This is a genomic window from Erwinia sp. INIA01 (assembly GCF_025947915.1).
GTDB lineage: Bacteria > Pseudomonadota > Gammaproteobacteria > Enterobacterales > Enterobacteriaceae > Erwinia > Erwinia coffeiphila.
Genome location: NZ_JAPDNC010000018.1, coordinates 19066 through 36205, shown reverse-complemented (window position 1 = coordinate 36205; position 17140 = coordinate 19066). Strand labels below are relative to the sequence as shown.

At 56.7% G+C, this 17140-nt stretch carries 15 protein-coding genes and 1 pseudogene; 8 read left to right on the top strand and 8 right to left on the bottom strand.

Annotated features, from left to right (window positions below; all coding sequences use genetic code 11):
- Positions 1 to 37: 37 nt before the first annotated feature.
- The gene (gene malI, locus OMR58_RS23510) at positions 38 to 1054 is read right to left on the bottom strand and encodes a Mal regulon transcriptional regulator MalI (protein WP_264547120.1); all 1017 of its coding nucleotides are present in this window, start codon (positions 1052 to 1054) and stop codon (positions 38 to 40) included.
- Positions 1055 to 1145: 91 nt separating this feature from the next.
- On the bottom strand, positions 1146 to 2645 hold the full coding sequence (locus OMR58_RS23505) for a PTS transporter subunit EIIC (protein ID WP_200558936.1): 1500 nt from the start codon (positions 2643 to 2645) through the stop codon (positions 1146 to 1148).
- A gap of 272 nt (positions 2646 to 2917) precedes the next feature.
- On the opposite strand from OMR58_RS23505, the gene OMR58_RS23500 reads away from it, so the two are divergent.
- Positions 2918 to 3250 (top strand): TonB family protein, encoded by a 333-nt coding sequence (locus tag OMR58_RS23500; RefSeq protein WP_264547119.1) that lies wholly within the window; start codon positions 2918 to 2920, stop codon positions 3248 to 3250.
- A 138-nt stretch (positions 3251 to 3388) separates the two neighbouring features.
- Complete coding sequence (locus tag OMR58_RS23495) at positions 3389 to 3907, top strand: hypothetical protein (protein WP_264547118.1); 519 nt, start codon at positions 3389 to 3391, stop codon at positions 3905 to 3907.
- A 46-nt stretch (positions 3908 to 3953) separates the two neighbouring features.
- On the opposite strand, the gene OMR58_RS23490 is transcribed toward OMR58_RS23495, so the two are convergent.
- Together OMR58_RS23490 and aldA are read right to left on the bottom strand one after the other, a co-directional pair.
- Positions 3954 to 4901 carry a sulfonate ABC transporter substrate-binding protein gene (locus OMR58_RS23490; RefSeq protein ID WP_264547117.1) on the bottom strand — a complete coding sequence of 316 codons (948 nt, stop codon included), beginning with the start codon at positions 4899 to 4901 and terminating at the stop codon, positions 3954 to 3956.
- Positions 4902 to 5196: 295 nt separating this feature from the next.
- On the bottom strand, positions 5197 to 6636 hold the full coding sequence (gene aldA, locus OMR58_RS23485; RefSeq protein ID WP_264547116.1) for an aldehyde dehydrogenase: 1440 nt from the start codon (positions 6634 to 6636) through the stop codon (positions 5197 to 5199).
- Between the two features lie 382 nt (positions 6637 to 7018).
- On the opposite strand from aldA, the gene rhaT reads away from it, so the two are divergent.
- A complete protein-coding gene (rhaT, locus tag OMR58_RS23480) occupies positions 7019 to 8053 on the top strand; it encodes an L-rhamnose/proton symporter RhaT (RefSeq protein WP_264547115.1) in 1035 nt (344 codons plus the stop codon).
- 35 nt (positions 8054 to 8088) lie between these two features.
- Here the strand turns inward: rhaT and rhaR are convergent, their stop codons facing one another.
- Positions 8089 to 8958, bottom strand: coding sequence for an HTH-type transcriptional activator RhaR (rhaR, locus tag OMR58_RS23475; protein ID WP_264547114.1), 870 nt, complete (start codon positions 8956 to 8958; stop codon positions 8089 to 8091).
- 11 nt (positions 8959 to 8969) lie between these two features.
- Entirely contained in the window at positions 8970 to 9794 is an 825-nt protein-coding gene (rhaS, locus tag OMR58_RS23470; RefSeq protein ID WP_200558929.1) for an HTH-type transcriptional activator RhaS, read from the bottom strand.
- Between the two features lie 300 nt (positions 9795 to 10094).
- Between rhaS and rhaB the strand changes: the two genes are divergently transcribed.
- Genes rhaB through rhaM form a run of 4 tightly spaced genes read left to right on the top strand, consistent with a single transcriptional unit; the run spans position 10095 to position 13977 of the window.
- Positions 10095 to 11567 (top strand): rhamnulokinase, encoded by a 1473-nt coding sequence (rhaB, locus tag OMR58_RS23465; RefSeq protein ID WP_264547113.1) that lies wholly within the window; start codon positions 10095 to 10097, stop codon positions 11565 to 11567.
- Positions 11564 to 12820: an L-rhamnose isomerase gene (locus tag OMR58_RS23460; RefSeq protein ID WP_264547112.1), complete on the top strand. Its 1257-nt coding sequence runs from the start codon at positions 11564 to 11566 to the stop codon at positions 12818 to 12820. The genes rhaB and OMR58_RS23460 overlap by 4 nt, the downstream gene beginning before the upstream one ends.
- A 10-nt stretch (positions 12821 to 12830) precedes the next feature.
- Positions 12831 to 13673: a rhamnulose-1-phosphate aldolase gene (gene rhaD / locus OMR58_RS23455; RefSeq protein WP_105593729.1), complete on the top strand. Its 843-nt coding sequence runs from the start codon at positions 12831 to 12833 to the stop codon at positions 13671 to 13673.
- The gene (gene rhaM, locus OMR58_RS23450; RefSeq protein WP_264547111.1) at positions 13663 to 13977 is read left to right on the top strand and encodes an L-rhamnose mutarotase; all 315 of its coding nucleotides are present in this window, start codon (positions 13663 to 13665) and stop codon (positions 13975 to 13977) included. Before rhaD ends, rhaM begins: the two co-directional genes overlap by 11 nt.
- Before the next feature lie 133 nt (positions 13978 to 14110).
- On the opposite strand, the pseudogene OMR58_RS23445 reads toward rhaM, so the two are convergent.
- Positions 14111 to 14668, bottom strand: a pseudogene (locus OMR58_RS23445) (NAD(P)H-dependent oxidoreductase).
- A gap of 127 nt (positions 14669 to 14795) precedes the next feature.
- On the opposite strand from OMR58_RS23445, the gene OMR58_RS23440 reads away from it, so the two are divergent.
- Positions 14796 to 15698, top strand: coding sequence for a LysR family transcriptional regulator (locus tag OMR58_RS23440; protein ID WP_264547110.1), 903 nt, complete (start codon positions 14796 to 14798; stop codon positions 15696 to 15698).
- Between the two features lie 81 nt (positions 15699 to 15779).
- On the opposite strand, the gene OMR58_RS23435 is transcribed toward OMR58_RS23440, so the two are convergent.
- A complete protein-coding gene (locus OMR58_RS23435) occupies positions 15780 to 16964 on the bottom strand; it encodes a sugar transporter (protein ID WP_264547109.1) in 1185 nt (394 codons plus the stop codon).
- Between the last annotated feature and the right edge of the window lie 176 nt (positions 16965 to 17140).

Here is a 17140-nt window from a genome sequence, read left to right as displayed (position 1 = left end):
GACTCAAAAATCTGCGCTAAAGCTGACGGGTAGTGCTTCAGGCGGATTGTTGGATCACCAACTGGCCGGAAAGGGTGATCCGCTGGGTTTGCAGTTCCGGCTCTTTCAGTTTGCGCATCATCAGCCCCGCCGCCTGGCGACCGGTCTCCTCACTGGCTGAGGAGACATAGGTAAACGATGGCGAGGTGAGATTAACGTGCAGCATATCCTCAAAGCCGATTAGCGCTACCTGCTGGGTCAGGAACACGTCCTTACCGACGGTACGCCCCACCTGATGAATGCCGCCGATCGCACCGATTATCGCCGTCGGGGAATGGCAAAGCAGTGCGGTAATCGTATTGTTTTTCTCTAACAGCTGACGGGTGGCCACGCTGACCGAATGGGTGCTTTCCAGGCAGGCGGGGGTGAACTCATCGCGCAGCGCCAGCCCGTTCTGCTTCAGTGCGCCGTGCATGCCCAGCAGGCGCTGGTGGCGCACCCGATCGTTTTCCATTCCGCCGATATAGGCAATGTTGCGGTGCCCGCGCTCAATCAGGTGGCGGGTTGCCAGACTGGCCGCCTGGCGGTTATCGCGCATCACCAGATTACAAGGCTGTTCCGGCAGCGCCTGCGACACCACCACCAGCGGCAGCGGGTACTGGCAGAGTTGTTCCGGCAGTCGGTCGGTCGTGGCATCACTGGCAAGATAGATCACGCCCGCCACGCCCTGCTGTTTGAAAGAGAGCAGGCAGCGCTCCAGATGCTGTTGGTCATCCTGCGGCTGGCCGAGGAACACCATAAAGCCCTGGCTTTCCAGCTCTTTTACGATGCTGGCCATCACCTTAATGGAAAAGCTATCGCTGAAATCGCGCAGAATCAGCCCAATCAGATTTGAGGTATTGGAACGCAGGTTTGCGGCGGCGACATTATGCACGTAGCCCAGCTCATTAATCGCCGAGTGCACGCGTTCGATGGTCGCCTCGGATATTTTTCCCTTCTGGCGCAGCACCAGCGACACGGTCGAGACGGAAACGCCCGCCAGTTTAGCGACATCAATAATGCTGACCTTTTTCAAACTCGCTCCCTGAAACACCAGAATAATCAGTCGGAAACAATAAAGCCTCCCGTACGAATACGGGAGGCTTAGCTACCTTAACAGCACCGGGCTATTTGCCAAGCGTTGTCGACATCGCCTGGGCGATAAACTGCGCACGAGCACCGAAAATAACCTGCACGCCCTTGTCGCCGACAAACACCACGCCGCGTGCGCCTACGCTGTTCAACCCCTCTTTATCCACGCGATCGCCGTTCAGCACTTCGATACGCAGACGGGTAATGCAGGAACCGACGGAATCGATATTTTTCGCTCCGCCCAGCAGGCCGATAATTTCGCTAACCAGCTCGTCATCGCTCTTATCGCTGGCATTCGCCGAGACTTCCGTGCGGCCGGGCGTTTTCACGTCGAAGCGGCGGATGACAAAACGGAAGGTAAAGTAGTAAATCAGCGCCATCGGCACGCCAATCATCACCGCGCTGAGGAAGTTGGTCTGATAGCCGTTAAACGACGGCAGGATACCGAAGGAGATGTAGTCGATCAGACCGGCGGAGAAGGACTTGGCGATATGCGCATGCAGCAGATACATGCACATATAGGCCAGACCGGCCATGATGGCGTTGAAGACGTACAGAATCGGCGCAACAAAAATAAAGGTGAACTCAACCGGCTCGGTTATACCGGTCAGGAAGCAGGTCAGCGCGGCGGAGAACAGAATACCAGCGGCGATTTTTTTGTTTTTAGTGTGCGCTTCGTGATACATCGCCAGGCAGGCCGCGGGCAGTGCAAACAGCATCAGCGGGAATTCGCCCTGCATAAACTTACCGGCATTCTGATAGGTGCTGCTGCTGAATGACTTGGTGCCTTCTTCCAGCATTTTGAACCAGATAGTCTGGTCGCCGTGGATCACCTGACCGGCCTGCGTGGTGTAGTCGCCGAACGAGTACCAGAACGACGGATACCAGATATGGTGCAGGCCAAGCGGGATCAGCGCGCGTTCCACCAGACCAAAGATAAAGGTCGACGCCGCCTGATTATCACCGTTGACGATCACCGACAGGGCATCGATACCCGCCTGGATATGCTGCCAGACGTAGGGCAGCAGCAGGCCGAGAATAAATGACATAAACGCCGTGGCAATCGCCACGAAGCGTTTCCCGGAGAAGAAACCGAGGAATTCCGGCAGCTGTAGCGTATGGAAACGGTTATAGCACCAGGCGGCGAGAATACCGCAGATCAGCCCGCCGAATACGCCCATTTGCAGGGTGGGGATACCGACCACCATCGCATACTTTCCGCCCTGCGAGGCCATTTCCGGCGTAATCGACAGCACGGTTCCAATAGTAATGTTGGTAATAAACACCGATACGGCGGCGGAAAGGGCAGCGATACCCGATTCCGACGCCAGGCCAACCGCCGAACCGATGGCAAACAGCAGCGGCAGGTTGTCGAAGATCACCCCGCCCGCGTTCATCATCAGCGGCAGGTGGAACTTATCACCGAACGCCAGCAGCAGGCCGGCGGCAGGCAGCAGTGAGATGGGCAGCATTAGCGCGCGGCCAATCATCGACAGCTTTGATAGCGATTTAATAAACCCTGATAACAGTCTCATCCCGATTTCCCCCGATTACCGACCATTATTCTGCGCACATTGTGCACTATTATTGTGAGTAGAACGTTTTAGTAGAACGTTCTACTTATCGTGAGAGAAGGTGCCGGGTTGTGCAACAAAATTCAGAATTTCAGGCATAGGAATTTGTGATTGTTTGAAGGGGATCAACTTCCGCAGTGAGCAAGCTACGCCATGTTATCGCGTGTTTTTCTGTTATGCTGTTTTCCTGTCTTGCTCAGGTTATTGATTGTTTTACGATAAGGGACTATTTAATGCATAAATTCACACTTCTGCTTTTTTGCGCGTTATTAGCCGCCTGTACGCAGGGTAACAATGATAGCCGCGGAGAGGTGCCATCACCGATAGCGATAAAACGGCCCGCTTACCCAGCGGCTGCGTTTCATCAACGACTTACGGGCGATGTCATGCTGTCGTACGATGTCGACGCTAACGGCAATGTGATTAATCCGGTAGTGGTGTCTGATACGGCTAATGGCGCGTTTAACCGGGAAGCGCTGAATGCCATTTCGGGCTGGAAATACGAACCCAATAAGCCGTATAAAGGCATGACAAAAAACATCAAATTTATGATAAACCGACAGTAATCTGCGTTGTCCTGCCGGGCACTGCTGCCCGGCAAATTCGCTGGTCATTTCACGCCTGAGAAACGGCTGGACGACATACCCGGCCTGTAGCAAAATTCCAGGCTCCTGTTATACAGCCAACCCACACTGGTCAGCAGCATGCATGCATTCTCAAAGTATGTTTTTTACTCAACGTTGATTCTTTATGTTCTGACGTTACTTACCGTGACCTACGTTGGCGTCTATTTAACGTATGTCGCCGTGCCGGTCATTGTGCTTTCCGGCCTGTTGATGAAGCTGTCGGCGAAAAGAAATAACCCCCCCGGGCCGGTTTCAACGGCGGTGGCCAACGTGTTGTCCGAGGCCAACACCGGTCTGGCGCAGGTCAATGAAAGTCTGCTCTGGTATAACGAAAAACTCAGAATAATAAACGAGAAAACCGAACCGCATAATAAGCGCATCCAGGATATCAAAATAAAAATGATCGAGCCGGAAGTGATGCTGAAATATGAACGCGATCCGGTTAAAATCAAAGCGCTGGAAGCGCAGCTTGAAAGCATGGAGCAGGACATCAGCGAGATAGAATCGCAGAAGGATGAAATTAAGCTGGCGGTGGAGATCGATATTGCCCGTCGGAGACAGCAAGGCCAGCGCCTGAACAGGCCGTCAGCGCATTGACCGGGCATTGCTGCCCGGCAAAGTCGCTGGTAACCGGCAATAAAAATTACTTATCCAGCGACCAGGTTGCGCTGCTGACGTCCACTTTCACCGGCAGCAGGCCGATCTGGGTAAATTTATCGGCCAGCGCCTGCTGTTCAGCAAATACCTGCGGGGTCATGCGTTCTGCGCCGTACGGCATTCTCGCCAGCGCCCGCTGCCAGATGGGTTCCGGCAGTCCGGTAGAGGTTGAGAGGATCTTCGCCGCCTCCTGCGGATGACCGTTTGCCCACTGGCTGAGCGTGCCTAACTCATCTACGACCTGCTTAGCGGTTTGCGGCCAGGTATCGGCAAACTTGCGGCTGGCAAGATAGAAGGTGTAGTGCGGCACCAGTCCTTCGGCGTTTCTCACCAGCCGCGCTTTGGCGTTGGTTTCCACCTCAGAGAGGAACGGGTCCCAGATCACCCAGGCATCCACCGCACCGCGCTGGAAGGCGGCGCGGGCATCCGCCGGCGGCAGATAAACCGGGGTGATATCCTTATAGCTCAGCCCGGCATCTTCGAGCGCACGAACCAGCAGATAGTTGACGTCCGAGCCTTTATTCAGTGCCACGCGCTTGCCTTTCAGATCGGCAACCGATTTCACCGGGGAGTTCTCGGGAACGACAATCGCTTCCGTTTTCGGGTTCGCCGGGGAGTGGCCGAGGTACACCAGGTCGGCTTTTGCCGCCTGGGCAAAGGTAGGCGGCGCATCGCCCGTGGCGGCCAGATCGATACTGCCGACGTTCAGCCCTTCCAGCATCTGCGGACCGGCAGGGAATTCAACCCACTTCACCGCGATCCCCTGTTTTTTAAACTGTTCATCCAGCGTGCCGCGATATTTCAGCAGGGCGAAGATGTTGGCTTTCTGATAGCCGATATTCACCGTTTCCGGCAGTTTTTCCGCTGCATTAGCCGAAACGGTGGTGGCAATCACCAGACCGCTAATCAGGCCGCTAAGAAGTGCTTTATTCATGTTATTTCCCGAAGTGATAAGCGCTGTCAGAAAAACATATCAAAATGCATGAAGGCGGCTTAGCGAGTTGATCTGATAACGATATGCGTCAGGAACATAACGACGCGGAAAGTGAACATATCGGAGTAGAAAGAATTGAAGGATTGAACAGGAACGTTGCGGAGCAGAATGAACACGGCGATGTGTCAGGAATGTGAAGAGCACAGAAGATTGCGCTGCCGAATAAATACATCAGTTTGACAGGGTAAGCACAGAGAGGCGGCATCTCGGGTGTGAAGATGCCGCGTCAAATCATTTACTGATATTGCAGATAGGCAACGTGGGTCTGCAGATACTCTTCCAGGCCGTGGCGGCCGTCGGCACCGCCAATGCCGGATTTACGCCAACCGGCGTGGAAGCCCTGCATCGCCTCGAAGTTTTCGCGGTTGATATAGGTTTCGCCAAACTTCAGCTGCTTCAGCGCCTGCATGGCGGTATTCAGGTTTTGCGTGAAGATCGACGAAGTCAGACCGTACTCGCTGTCGTTAGCCAGCGCGATAACTTCATCGAAGGTGCTGAACTTCATCACCGGCAGCACCGGGCCGAACGTCTCTTCCTGCATAATGTTCATCTGTTGGTTAACGTTGGTCAGCAGGGTGGGTTCAAAGAAGAAGCCGCTGCTGCCTGCGCGTTTGCCGCCGGTGACCACCGTTGCGCCTGCCGCCACCGCATCGGCGACTTTCTGCTCCACGCGCTGCAGGGCTGCGGCGGTGATCAGTGGGCCCATATCCAGCCCTTTTTGCGTGGCGGGATCGCCAAATTTAACCTGCTCAAATGCGGCGGTCAGGCGCTTAACCACTTCATCGTAAACCCCGTCCTGCACGTAGAGCCGCTCGGCGCAGTTGCACACCTGCCCGGTGTTGATCATGCGTGAGGCAACGATGGCCTTCACCGCCAGGTCTAAATCCGCATCGTTCATCACGATAGCCGGAGCTTTGCCGCCCAGTTCTAACGACACCTTGGTGACGTTCTGCGCCGCTGCTTTCATCGTGGCGATCCCGGCGTTTACGCTGCCGGTCAGGCTGACCAGGCCCACTTTCGGGTTGGCCGCCAGCTCCTGGCCGATTACCGGGCCGTAGCCGGTCACAAGGTTAAACACCCCGGCGGGCAGGCCGATCTCATTAACGATTTCGGCGAAGATAATGGCATTATTCGGCGTCAGTTCGCTGGGCTTGATCACAATGGTATTGCCGGTCAGCAGCGCCGGAGCCGCCTTGCGGGCAATCAGGAAGAACGGGAAGTTCCACGGCAGTATTCCGGTGGTGACGCCAATGGCTTTTTTGAACACCAGAATATTTTCCTGCGGGCGATCGCTCTGCACGATCTCACCTTCGTAGCGGCGCGCCCACTCGGCCATATAGTCGAGGTAATCGGCGGTAAAGAACACCTCGGTTTCGGCCAGCTCCTGGGTTTTACCGCCTTCGGCAACGATAGTGGCGGTCAGCTCTGCCGCGCGCTGGCGCACGCCTGCGGCGATTTTACGCAGCCAGTTTCCGCGTTCAATGGCCGGCAGCGCCTCCCAGCCCGGCTGTGCATCCGCTGCGGCATCGATCGCCCGCTGCGCATCCTCAACGCTACCTTCGGGAATACGCGACAGCAGCACCTCGGTGGCCGGGTTGATCACATCTATCCAGCGATCGGAGCGATTCTCGACAAACTGACCGTTGATATACATTTGTTGCTGAACTGGGTTCATGGCAGGTTCTCCGTGAAGCATTTTTTATCGGTGTGTTAATTAACAGCGGAATAACTGTTACAGGTCTTAGAAAGTGCAACAGCTGTGGCGCAATCACCTTGAACTGGCTGCCAGCAATGAGAGCCGGGTGGCAAAAACGAAAAGAAGCAGCTGACCGATCTGGCATTTTTTATATTTAATGATAAATATGAGCAACTTAACGTAAAACCCGAGTGAATGCAGTGGCCGGGCATCAGATAAGCGAATTGTGATCGAGGTCGGCTGAAGGCGCTGAATTTTGCCAGATCTGCCGCCGGTGGGGCAGCCAGCGTAAGGTTGCCCGGTGGCGCTTATCCGTAGACTCCTTCGTCATACAGGGCAAACAACAACGAAGGAAAACAAAATGAGTGAAGCCATTCTCTCGGGTATTCTGTGGCATCTGGTCGGTGCGGCCAGCGCCGCCTGCTTTTATGCTCCGCTTAAGAAGGTCCGCAACTGGTCGTGGGAAACCATGTGGTCAGTGGGCGGGGTGATGTCGTGGATTATACTGCCGTGGGCAATCAGCGCCATGCTGCTGCCCAGCTTCTGGGGCTACTACAATTCGTTCTCTCTCTCCCAGCTGATGCCGGTGTTTCTGTTTGGCGCGATGTGGGGCATCGGTAACATTAACTACGGTTTAACCATGCGCTATCTCGGCATGTCGATGGGTATCGGCATTGCCATCGGCATTACGCTGGTGGTTGGCACGCTGATGACGCCGCTATTACAGGGGCGCTTCGTTGAGCTGTTCAGTTCCACCGGTGGTCGTTTGACGCTGCTGGGTGTGCTGGTGGCGTTGATTGGGGTGGCGATCGTTTCCCGCGCCGGGCTGCTGAAAGAGCGGGCGATGGGCATAGCGGCGGAGGACTTTAACCTGAAGAAAGGCCTGGTGCTGGCGGTGCTGTGCGGCATTTTCTCTGCCGGTATGTCCTTCGCCATGGATGCGGCCAAACCGATGCATGAAGCAGCCGCGGCTGCGGGTATCGATCCGCTGTACGTGGCACTGCCGAGCTACGTGGTGATTATGGGCGGCGGGGCGCTGATCAACCTCGGGTACTGCTTTATTCGCCTGGCAACCAAATCTAACCTGTCGGTTAAAGCCGACTTCTCGGTGGCAAAACCGCTGCTTATCGCCAACATCGGATTGTCGCTGCTTGGCGGGACGATGTGGTATCTGCAGTTCTTCTTCTATGCCTGGGGCCATGCCCGCATTCCGGCGCAGTACGATTTCGTCAGCTGGATGCTGCATATGAGCTTCTACGTGCTGTGCGGTGGGCTGGTAGGGCTGCTGCTGAAAGAGTGGAGCAACGTTGGGCGCAGACCGGTTCGTGTGCTGAGCGTGGGCTGCGTGGTGATTATCCTCGCTGCCAACATCGTCGGGATGGGAATGGTGTCGTAAATTCGTTACAACGTCACATAAGGCTGACCTTCGGGTCAGCCTTTTGCGTTATGCAGCCGATGCGCCTCGCCGCCGCTGATAAAGCGCTGGCGCCAGGCGCTGGGGGTAAAGCCGGTTTCGCGGGTGAACACCACCGAGAAGTAGTTACTGTCATCAAAGCCGCAGCACGAGGCCACTTCACCAATCAGCAGATCGCCGCTGCGCAGCAGATATTTTGCCTGACACAGCTGCAGTTGGCGCAGATAGTGGCCAATGGTCATGCCGGTTTGCTGGCGGAATAGCTGCTTCAGCGCCCGTTCGGACAGGCGATGCTGTTGGCAGAACGTGGCCAGATCGAACGGGCTGGCGATATGCCCCTGAATGGCGGCCATCAGCAGATCCAGCTGTTCGCCTTCCGGCAACTGCCACGGCAGATCGGAGGCGTAGCGATGGCGTTGTAGTATCAATGCCAGCTGTAAAAACAGCGCTTCGGTCAGCTGCCTTGAGAGCAGGTCGCTTTTGCGGCTCTCCACCTCCAGCTGCTTAATCACCCCGCGCGCCAGCGCCATACCACGCGTGGTCAGCCGCCAGCATCCTTCGTTGCGGGCAGGCAGCAGCTGCTGCCAGTCCAGCGCCAGCTGAAAGCGTTCCGGGCAGTAGATAATATTGTCCAGTACCAGATCCTGCACCGACTCGTAGCTGTGGCAGTCGTCGGCGTGCAGATAAAAGATATCCCCGCAGGTTACCGGCCAGGGACGATCGTTCATGACGTGCAGGCCGTTACCGCGCCAGACCAGCACGATCTCATTAAATTCGTGAACGTGGGGCGGAAAGGAGGGCTGCGGCGTGCGCTCGGCAACCGCAACCGGCATCTGTTCGGAAGGAATATAGTCGGCTTTGGCCAGCCGCAGAGGGGCAGTCACCATGCATGTCCTTTTCAGTCATTTTGCCGCAGTGTACGCGGAGAGCAGCCAAACTCCCGTTTAAACAGCGTAGAAAAGTGATTGCTGTCACCAAAACCGCAGTGGAAGGCAATATCCGTCACCCGCATTTCACTGTGGCGCAGCAGGTGGCGCGCCTCCAGCAGGCGCAGGCGGTTGAGGTAGCGCTGCGGCGTACTGCCGGTCTGCTGCTTCAGCTGGCGATGCAGGGTACGCAGGGACAGTGAAAAGCTGTCCGCCAGATTTTCCCAGTCAACCTCTTCGCTGTAATGGTCGGCCAGCCAGTCGAGCAGCGCACGCAGGCGGCTGTCCTGATCGTCGCTCTGCGCCGCGCTGCGGCCCTGATGCAGCAGCACCAGCAGCTGCATAAAGCGCATCTCCTGTTCCGCCTGCCCGGCAATGCCCGCCGGGGAAGGTGAAGCGACCAGTCCGTCAATCAGCTGCCTGGCCTGCGCCAGCACTTTATTACCGATGCGCCAGTGCGACGGATAAACCCCGTCATGCTCGGCGGGCAGCAGGTGCTGAAGCCCGGTGAGAAAACGGAATGACTCCGGCCCGCGATACAGCACGTTGGTCAGCGTCAGGTTGTCCGTTTGCTCATACATATGGCGGTCATGATTACGCACGAAGCAAACGCAGCCGCTGCACAGCGGCTGCGACTGGCCGTTAAAAACGTGGATACCGGCACCTTGTTCGACGATCACAATTTCATGAAAGTCATCGTGATGATGCTCCGGGAACGCCCCCTGCGGTGCTCGAGGTTCGATAGCAACCGGGCAGTGCCCGGAGGGGAAGAAATCGGCGCTGTGTAACACGGTCATGATTGTTTCCTCGTAACATGCCAGCAACAGAGTGTACGAAGCCGTGAGCGTTGCCACCTTGAATTTTTGACAGTAAATCTCCGCCAGGGCGCTAATTTTTAAAGAAATGACCGGAAACATTGAGAAATGCGGCAGGCATCACATCCCGCTCTGCAACGGGTTCAGGATGTGAAAATGTGAACTGCTTCACGTTCATCTTTGCCATCCTGCCAGCAGGGGAAATGTGCTGGCAGTAGCAAGAAGGTGGCAAAATCGCGCTGTTTTACACTGGTGACATCGAATCATCAGGAAGTAAATCATATGACTGTTCGTCACCTTGTGGCCGTTGACCTTGGCGCATCAAGCGGTCGCGTTATTCTGGCCCGCCACGATCTGCACAGCCAGAGCATTACCCTCGAAGAGGTGAGCCGCTGTGTGAACCAGCTGATCAGCGTCGATAATCACCAGTGCTGGGATCTGGATGCGCTGGAAGACTTTATCGTTGCCGCGCTGGAGACGCTGGATCGCCAGGGTATCCGGGTGGACAGTATCGGCATTGATACCTGGGGCGTGGACTATGTACTGCTGGATGAGCAGGGGGAGCGCGTCGGGCTGCCGATTGCCTATCGCGACGATCGCACTCACGGGGTGATGGCCGAAGCGGCACGCGAACTGGGCCATGAGAATATTTATCAGCGCACTGGCATTCAGTTTCTGCCGTTTAACACCCTTTATCAGCTACGCGCGCTGTGCCGCGACAATCAGCCTGAACTGTCACGCGTGGCGCATGCGCTGCTGATCCCGGATTATCTGCACTTCCGCCTGACCGGCAAGCTGAACTGGGAATACACCAACGCCACCACCACCCAGCTGCTGAACATCCGCAGCGGCGAATGGGATCGCGATCTGCTGAACTGGACCGGCGCAAATCCGGCATGGTTCGGCCAGCCGTCGCAGCCGGGGCGCGAGGTGGGGCACTGGCACAGTCCGTCCGGGCAGGCGATTCCGGTGATTGCGGTCGCCACCCATGATACCGCCAGTGCGGTACTGGCGGCTCCGCTGGCCGATGCGCAGGCGGCGTACCTCAGTTCGGGCACGTGGTCACTGATGGGCTTTGAGAGCCGCGAGCCGTTTACTTCCAGGGCGGCGCAGGCTGCCAATATCACCAACGAAGGCGGTGCCGAAGGCCGCTATCGGGTGCTGAAAAACATTATGGGGCTGTGGCTGCTGCAGCGCGTGTGTGACGAGCTGGCGATTGACGATCTCTGCCAGCTGATTGCCGATGCCGAACGGCAGCCGGTCTGCCAGTGGCTGATCAATCCCAATGACGACCGCTTCCTGAATCCGGCCAGCATGGTGCGAGAAATTCAGGACGCCTGTGCCGAGCAGGCGATGCTGGTTCCCGCCACGCCCGCCGAGCTGGCCCGCTGCATTTTCGACAGCCTGGCGCTGTACTACCGGGAAGTCCTGCAGCAGCTGGAACGCCTGCGCGGCAGGGCATTCAGCCAGCTGCATATTGTCGGCGGCGGCTGCCAGAACCAGTTTCTTAACCAGCTGTGCGCCAACGCCTGCGGTATCCCGGTGTATGCCGGGCCGGTTGAAGCCTCCACGCTCGGCAATATCGGCTGCCAACTGATTGCCGCTGGCGATGTGGCGGATGTCAGCGCCTTCCGCCAGCTGATTAACCATAATTTCCCTCTCATTCGTTTCGATTTCCAGGGCAGTGAGGCGTTTCGCCGCAGTCAGGCGCGCTTTCAGGCACTGACCCATTCAGATAAGGAGCTATGTATATGACCCAGGCTATTGAACAGGCTTTCGCGCTGGCTAAGCAGCGCTTTGCCGATATCGGTATTGATGTGGAGGCCGCGCTGGCGCAGCTCGATCGCCTGCCGGTTTCCATGCACTGCTGGCAGGGCGATGACGTGCGCGGTTTTGAAAATCCGCAGGGCGCGCTGACCGGCGGCATTCAGGCAACCGGCAACTATCCGGGCCGCGCCCGCAGCGCGGAAGAACTGCGCGCCGATCTGGAACAGGCTATGGCGCTGATCCCCGGTCCGAAGCGGCTGAATCTGCACGCCATCTATCTGGAAAGCGAGCAGGCAGTGGATCGCCACGAAATCAAACCCGAGCATTTTGCCGGCTGGGTGGCGTGGGCGAAGCAGCAGAAAATCGGGCTGGATTTTAACCCGACCTGCTTCTCGCATGAATTGAGCGCTGACGGTTTTACCCTGGCCCATGCCAACGCGGAAATTCGCCAGTTCTGGATCGACCACTGCAAGGCCAGCCGCAAAATCTCCGCGTGGTTTGGTGAACAGCTGGGCACGCCGTCGGTGATGAACATCTGGGTGCCGGACGGCATGAAGGATCTGACGGTGGATCGCCTTGCTCCGCGCCAGCGTCTGATGAACTCGCTGGATGAAATCATCAGCGAAAAACTAAACCCCGCCTACCATATCGACGCGGTGGAAAGCAAACTGTTCGGCATCGGTGCCGAGAGCTATACCGTCGGCTCTAACGAATTCTGCCTCGGCTTCGCCGCCAGCCGCCAGACCGCGCTGACGCTGGACGCCGGGCATTTCCATCCGACCGAAGTGATTTCCGACAAGATTTCTACCGCCATGCTCTATGTGCCGCGCCTGCTGTTGCACGTCAGCCGCCCGGTGCGCTGGGACAGCGACCACGTGGTGCTGCTGGATGATGAAACTCAGGCGATCGCCAGCGAAATTGTCCGCCAGAAGCTGTTTGACAAAGTGCATATCGGGCTGGACTTCTTCGATGCTTCCATCAACCGCATCGCCGCTTGGGTTATCGGCACCCGCAATGCGAAAAAAGCGCTGCTGCGGGCGCTGCTGGAGCCGGTCGACCAGCTGAAAAAGCTGGAGCTTGAGGGGGATTACACCGCGCGCCTGGCGCTGCTGGAAGAGCAAAAATCCCTGCCGTGGCAGGCGGTCTGGGAAGCCTGGTGCCTGCGCCATGATGTCCCGGCGGGTGCCAGCTGGTTAGGCGACGTCCGTCATTATGAACAACAGATTCTCAGCCAACGTTAAGGGTAAAAACATGCATCAGATTCTCAACTCCTGGTTCGTACAGGGCATGGTCAAAGCAACCAGTGATATGTGGCTGAAGGGCTGGGACGAACGCAACGGCGGCAACGTTTCGCTGCGCCTGCTGGACGAAGAAGTGCAGCCGTTCGCCGCTGATTTCTATGCCGAGCCGCGCACGCTGGAACTCAGCCAGCCCGCGCCGGAGCTGGCAAACTGCTGGTTCCTGGTGACCGGTTCAGGCAAGTTTTTCCGTAACGTACAGCTCGACCCGGCCGATAACCTGGTGCTGCTGCGCGTCAGCGCCGACGGCCAGGCCTATACCATTCACTGGGGGCTGAGCAACGGCGGTGTACCGACCTCTGAGCTGGCCTCGCACTTCCAGTCGCACAGCGTGCGTAAGAAAGTTTCCAACGGCGCGGATCGGGTGATTATGCACTGCCACGCCACCAACTTCATGGCGCTGAGCTACGTGGCCGAACTTAACGCCGCCAGCTTCACCCGCCTGCTGTGGGAAGGCAGCACCGAGTGCCTGGTGGTGTTCCCGGACGGCGTGGGTATTGTGCCGTGGATGGTGCCGGGCACCGACGGCATCGGCACCAAAACCGCCGAACAGATGGCTTCTCATACGCTGGTGATGTGGCCGTTCCACGGTATTTTCGGCACCGGGCCGACGCTGGATGAAACCTTTGGCCTGATCGATACCGCCGAGAAATCGTCGGAGGTAGTGGTGAAAGTGCTGTCGATGGGCGGCATGAGGCAGAGCATTACCACCGAAGAGCTGATCGCCCTGGGTGAGCGTTTCGGGGTTAAACCGTGGGCGGCGGCGCTGGAAGCGAAGCACTCTCATGTTGCGTAAGGCGTTTGTGATGCAGGTGCATCCTGACAAGCATCAGGCGTACCAGCAGCGGCACAGCCCAATCTGGCCCGAACTGGCGCAAACGCTGAAGGATCACGGGGCGCACAACTACAGCATTTTCCTCGATGCCTCACGCAATCTGCTGTTTGCGTATGTGGAGATCGAATCCGAGGAGCGCTGGAGCGCGGTGGCTGCCACGGAGGTGTGCCAGCGCTGGTGGCGGTCGATGAGCGAGCTGATGCCGTCCAATGCGGATCACAGCCCGGTCAGCAGCGAGCTGCCGTCGGTGTTTTACTTAGCGTAACTCACTTTTCTTAACGTGATTACCGGCAAAAGCCCCTGACTCAGGGGCTTTCTCGTTCTTATCGCTAACGCGGGATGTTGATTTCGCCTTGAATTCTCAGCGGGGTTAACGCCTTATGTACTGGCCGCTGTTTTTAACTCAGCGCCTTAATAGCCGCCACCAGCCGCGCGGCATGTTCCCGCGCCGCCTCTTTTTGCTGACTAATCTGACTTTCCTCAATTCGCGCCATGTAGCTGACTCCGCTGGTGTGAATCGGCGGCAGCAGCTCCAGATTGCACAGCCCGGCGGTTGTTCTGAAGGGCAGAAGGTAGTCGTCCAGATCGTGCCCAAACCATCCTTCTGCGCTGAAGGCTTCCTGCGGCGCACCGGTTGTAAACGACAGCAGCAGCTTTTTGCCGTTTAGTTTGCTGGTTGAACCGTGCGAGAAGCCGTGCAGGAACACTTCATCAATCCACAGCTTCATCAGCCCGGGAAGGGCATACCATGAAAACGGGAACTGCCAGACAATCACATCCGCACGCAGTAAAGCCTGCTGTTCCGTCTCGATATCAAAACGTTAATCGGGATACAGCGAATCGAGATAGCGGATTTCTGCTTCAGGAAGCGCGGCAGCGACCGCGGTAAGGATGGTTGCGTTTGCGATGGATTCTTTCAGGTTCGGATGCCCTGAGATGATTAGTGCCCTGGTCATTGTGCCTCTGTTTTCAGTGAGTAACGGATTATGCCTTCGCCCTGTCTCGGCAGTTGGTAATGTAGGACAATCGTTAAAAGGCGAGTAGACTGCTTTTATCACCTGAACTGTTAACTCAAAGTTAATAATGGACACCACAACCTACGGCCAGCTGGCGGTATTTCACACCATTGCACGTGAACAGAGCATTTCTGCAGCGGCGCGCAAGCTCGGCGTCACCGTGCCTTCGGTCAGCAAATCCCTGCGCCTGCTGGAGCAGAAAACCGGCGTGCCGCTGTTTGCCCGCACCACGCGAAAAATCAGCCTGACCGAGACCGGTATGGCGCTTCTAAAGCGAACGGAAGGTGCGATGGCCGAGCTGGATACGGCGCTGGAAGAGGTGCTGAATATCAGCGGTGCGCCCTCCGGCCCGGTGCGCATTACGCTGCCGCGCTTTGCCTGGCAGCTGATTCTCCGCCCGCTGCTGGCCGATTTTTATCGCACTTACCCAAACATCCAGCTGGAGGTTTCGGTCAATGACGGCAGCGTCAGCCTGGTCGAGGAGGGATTTGATCTGGGCATTCGGTTTGGCAATGCGGTGAGCGAAGGGATGGTGGCCAGAGAAATTTTCCCGCCGTTCAGAATGGGGCTTTATGCTTCAGATGAGTATCTGGCGCGCCACGGCACGCCGACCACTCCGGAGGAGCTGGCGACACACCGGCTGATCACCTATCGCTTCGGTACTTCGAAGCGCCTTTCGAAGCTGATCCTGCAAAGTCACGGTGTGACGATATCGCCCGATATGGATAATGCGATGATATGCAATGATATTGATACCGTTCGCGATGCGATATCTGACGGCATTGGCATCGGCAGGCTGTTCGAACCGCTGCGGAATAATATGTCCGGCTACGAGCATTTGCAGCCGGTGATGAATAACTACTGGCCGACCTTTCCGGCGGTCTGTCTTTACTACCTGCCAAGAAGCCAGCGGGCGAAGCGAGTTCAGGCGACGGTTGATTTTATTGTCGATCGCCTGAATCGCCGTTGACCGCTTATCAACAAAAAGCCCCTGACCGTTTTCATGCCGGTCAGGGGCTTTGTCGTTTTTATCGTTAACGCGGGTAGTAATTTAGCCGTTAATTCTCAGCTGCGGGTAACGCTTCATGCTCCATGCGCACCAGCACAGCGACAGCACGCCGATAGCACCGCCGACGTAGCCGACACTGGCCATATTCAGATGCACGCTGACCTGGCTGCCCAGCAGTGCGCCGCCGCCGATACCAATATTGTAAATCCCCGACAGCAGGGACATCGCCACGTCGGTGGCGTCCGGCGCCAGAGCCAGTACGCGTACCTGAACCGCCAGGCCAATGATCATCATCGCCATGCCCCAGACGATGCACAGGGTGGAGATGGCAAGATCGTGCGTGGCGGCAAGATACAGTGACAGCATACACACGCTAATTAACAGGATCGCACCGAGTAAAAAGCTGGCCGGATATTTATTTCCGAACATGCTAAACAGAATACTGCCAACAATGCCTGCGGCACCGAAAATTAACAGCAGGAAAGTGGTGAACCCGCCGCTTAACCCCGCGACGCTCTGAATAAACGGCTCAATATAGCTGTAGGCGGTGTAATGCGCGGTCACCGTAACGGCAATCAGCAAATAGAGTGACACCAGCGCCGGGCGACGGAACAGCATCGGCACGCTTTTTAACGAACCGGTATGCTCGCTTGGCAGTTTAGGCAGCAGCTTAAACAGCAGCGCCATGGTTACCAGCGCCGCCACGCCAATCACCGCGAAGGTCATACGCCAGCCCAGCAATTGGCCGATCATGCGGCCGAGCGGCAGGCCAAGCACCATCGCCAGCGCCGTACCGGTGGCCAGCATGCTTAACGCCTGGGTTTTTTTACCCGACGGGGCAACGCGGATGGCCAGCGATGCGGTAATCGACCAGAAAATGGCGTGCGAGAAGGCAATACCAATGCGGGAAGCCACCAGGGTGGTGAAATCCCACGCCACGGAAGAGAGCGCATGGCTGGCAACAAACAGGGTGAAAATCACTATCAGCAGAAAACGGCGCTCAACGTTGCGCGTTAACAGCATCATCGGCAGCGACATCAGTGCCACGACCCAGGCGTAGATGGTCAGCATCAGGCCAACCTGTGCCGTCTGCATTGAGAAACTTTCGCCAATATCAGACAGCAGGCCGACCGGAACAAATTCGGTGGTGTTAAAAATAAACGCAGCAATAGCCAGCATAACTACGCGTAGCCATGCGGTCTTACGAGAAACAGTGTTTGGATGCATTATTGAAGTTAACGATGTGTTGATGAAGTGTTAATCCAAATTATGGATCATAAATTTAGTAGGGATATTGTCTTTTATTTATGTGACAGATGAAACAGAAAATTCAATAAATTTGTAAATCAGAATTTATATATAACTTAAGCGAATCAATTAATCCTTTACTATTACCGTCCGTC

What these genes read in the sequence shown, in the direction of transcription:
- rhaB (WP_264547113.1), top strand. Translation starts at nt 10,095, where the DNA reads ATGACTGTTCGTCACCTTGTGGCCGTTGACCTTGGCGCATCAAGCGGT.
- OMR58_RS23460 (WP_264547112.1), top strand. Translation starts at nt 11,564, where the DNA reads ATGACCCAGGCTATTGAACAGGCTTTCGCGCTGGCTAAGCAGCGCTTT.
- rhaM (WP_264547111.1), top strand. Translation starts at nt 13,663, where the DNA reads ATGTTGCGTAAGGCGTTTGTGATGCAGGTGCATCCTGACAAGCATCAG.
- rhaR (WP_264547114.1), bottom strand. Translation starts at nt 8,958, where the DNA reads ATGGTGACTGCCCCTCTGCGGCTGGCCAAAGCCGACTATATTCCTTCC.
- rhaD (WP_105593729.1), top strand. Translation starts at nt 12,831, where the DNA reads ATGCATCAGATTCTCAACTCCTGGTTCGTACAGGGCATGGTCAAAGCA.
- OMR58_RS23490 (WP_264547117.1), bottom strand. Translation starts at nt 4,901, where the DNA reads ATGAATAAAGCACTTCTTAGCGGCCTGATTAGCGGTCTGGTGATTGCC.
- OMR58_RS23505 (WP_200558936.1), bottom strand. Translation starts at nt 2,645, where the DNA reads ATGAGACTGTTATCAGGGTTTATTAAATCGCTATCAAAGCTGTCGATG.
- rhaT (WP_264547115.1), top strand. Translation starts at nt 7,019, where the DNA reads ATGAGTGAAGCCATTCTCTCGGGTATTCTGTGGCATCTGGTCGGTGCG.
- OMR58_RS23495 (WP_264547118.1), top strand. Translation starts at nt 3,389, where the DNA reads ATGCATGCATTCTCAAAGTATGTTTTTTACTCAACGTTGATTCTTTAT.
- OMR58_RS23440 (WP_264547110.1), top strand. Translation starts at nt 14,796, where the DNA reads ATGGACACCACAACCTACGGCCAGCTGGCGGTATTTCACACCATTGCA.
- OMR58_RS23435 (WP_264547109.1), bottom strand. Translation starts at nt 16,964, where the DNA reads ATGCATCCAAACACTGTTTCTCGTAAGACCGCATGGCTACGCGTAGTT.
- rhaS (WP_200558929.1), bottom strand. Translation starts at nt 9,794, where the DNA reads ATGACCGTGTTACACAGCGCCGATTTCTTCCCCTCCGGGCACTGCCCG.
- OMR58_RS23500 (WP_264547119.1), top strand. Translation starts at nt 2,918, where the DNA reads ATGCATAAATTCACACTTCTGCTTTTTTGCGCGTTATTAGCCGCCTGT.
- aldA (WP_264547116.1), bottom strand. Translation starts at nt 6,636, where the DNA reads ATGAACCCAGTTCAGCAACAAATGTATATCAACGGTCAGTTTGTCGAG.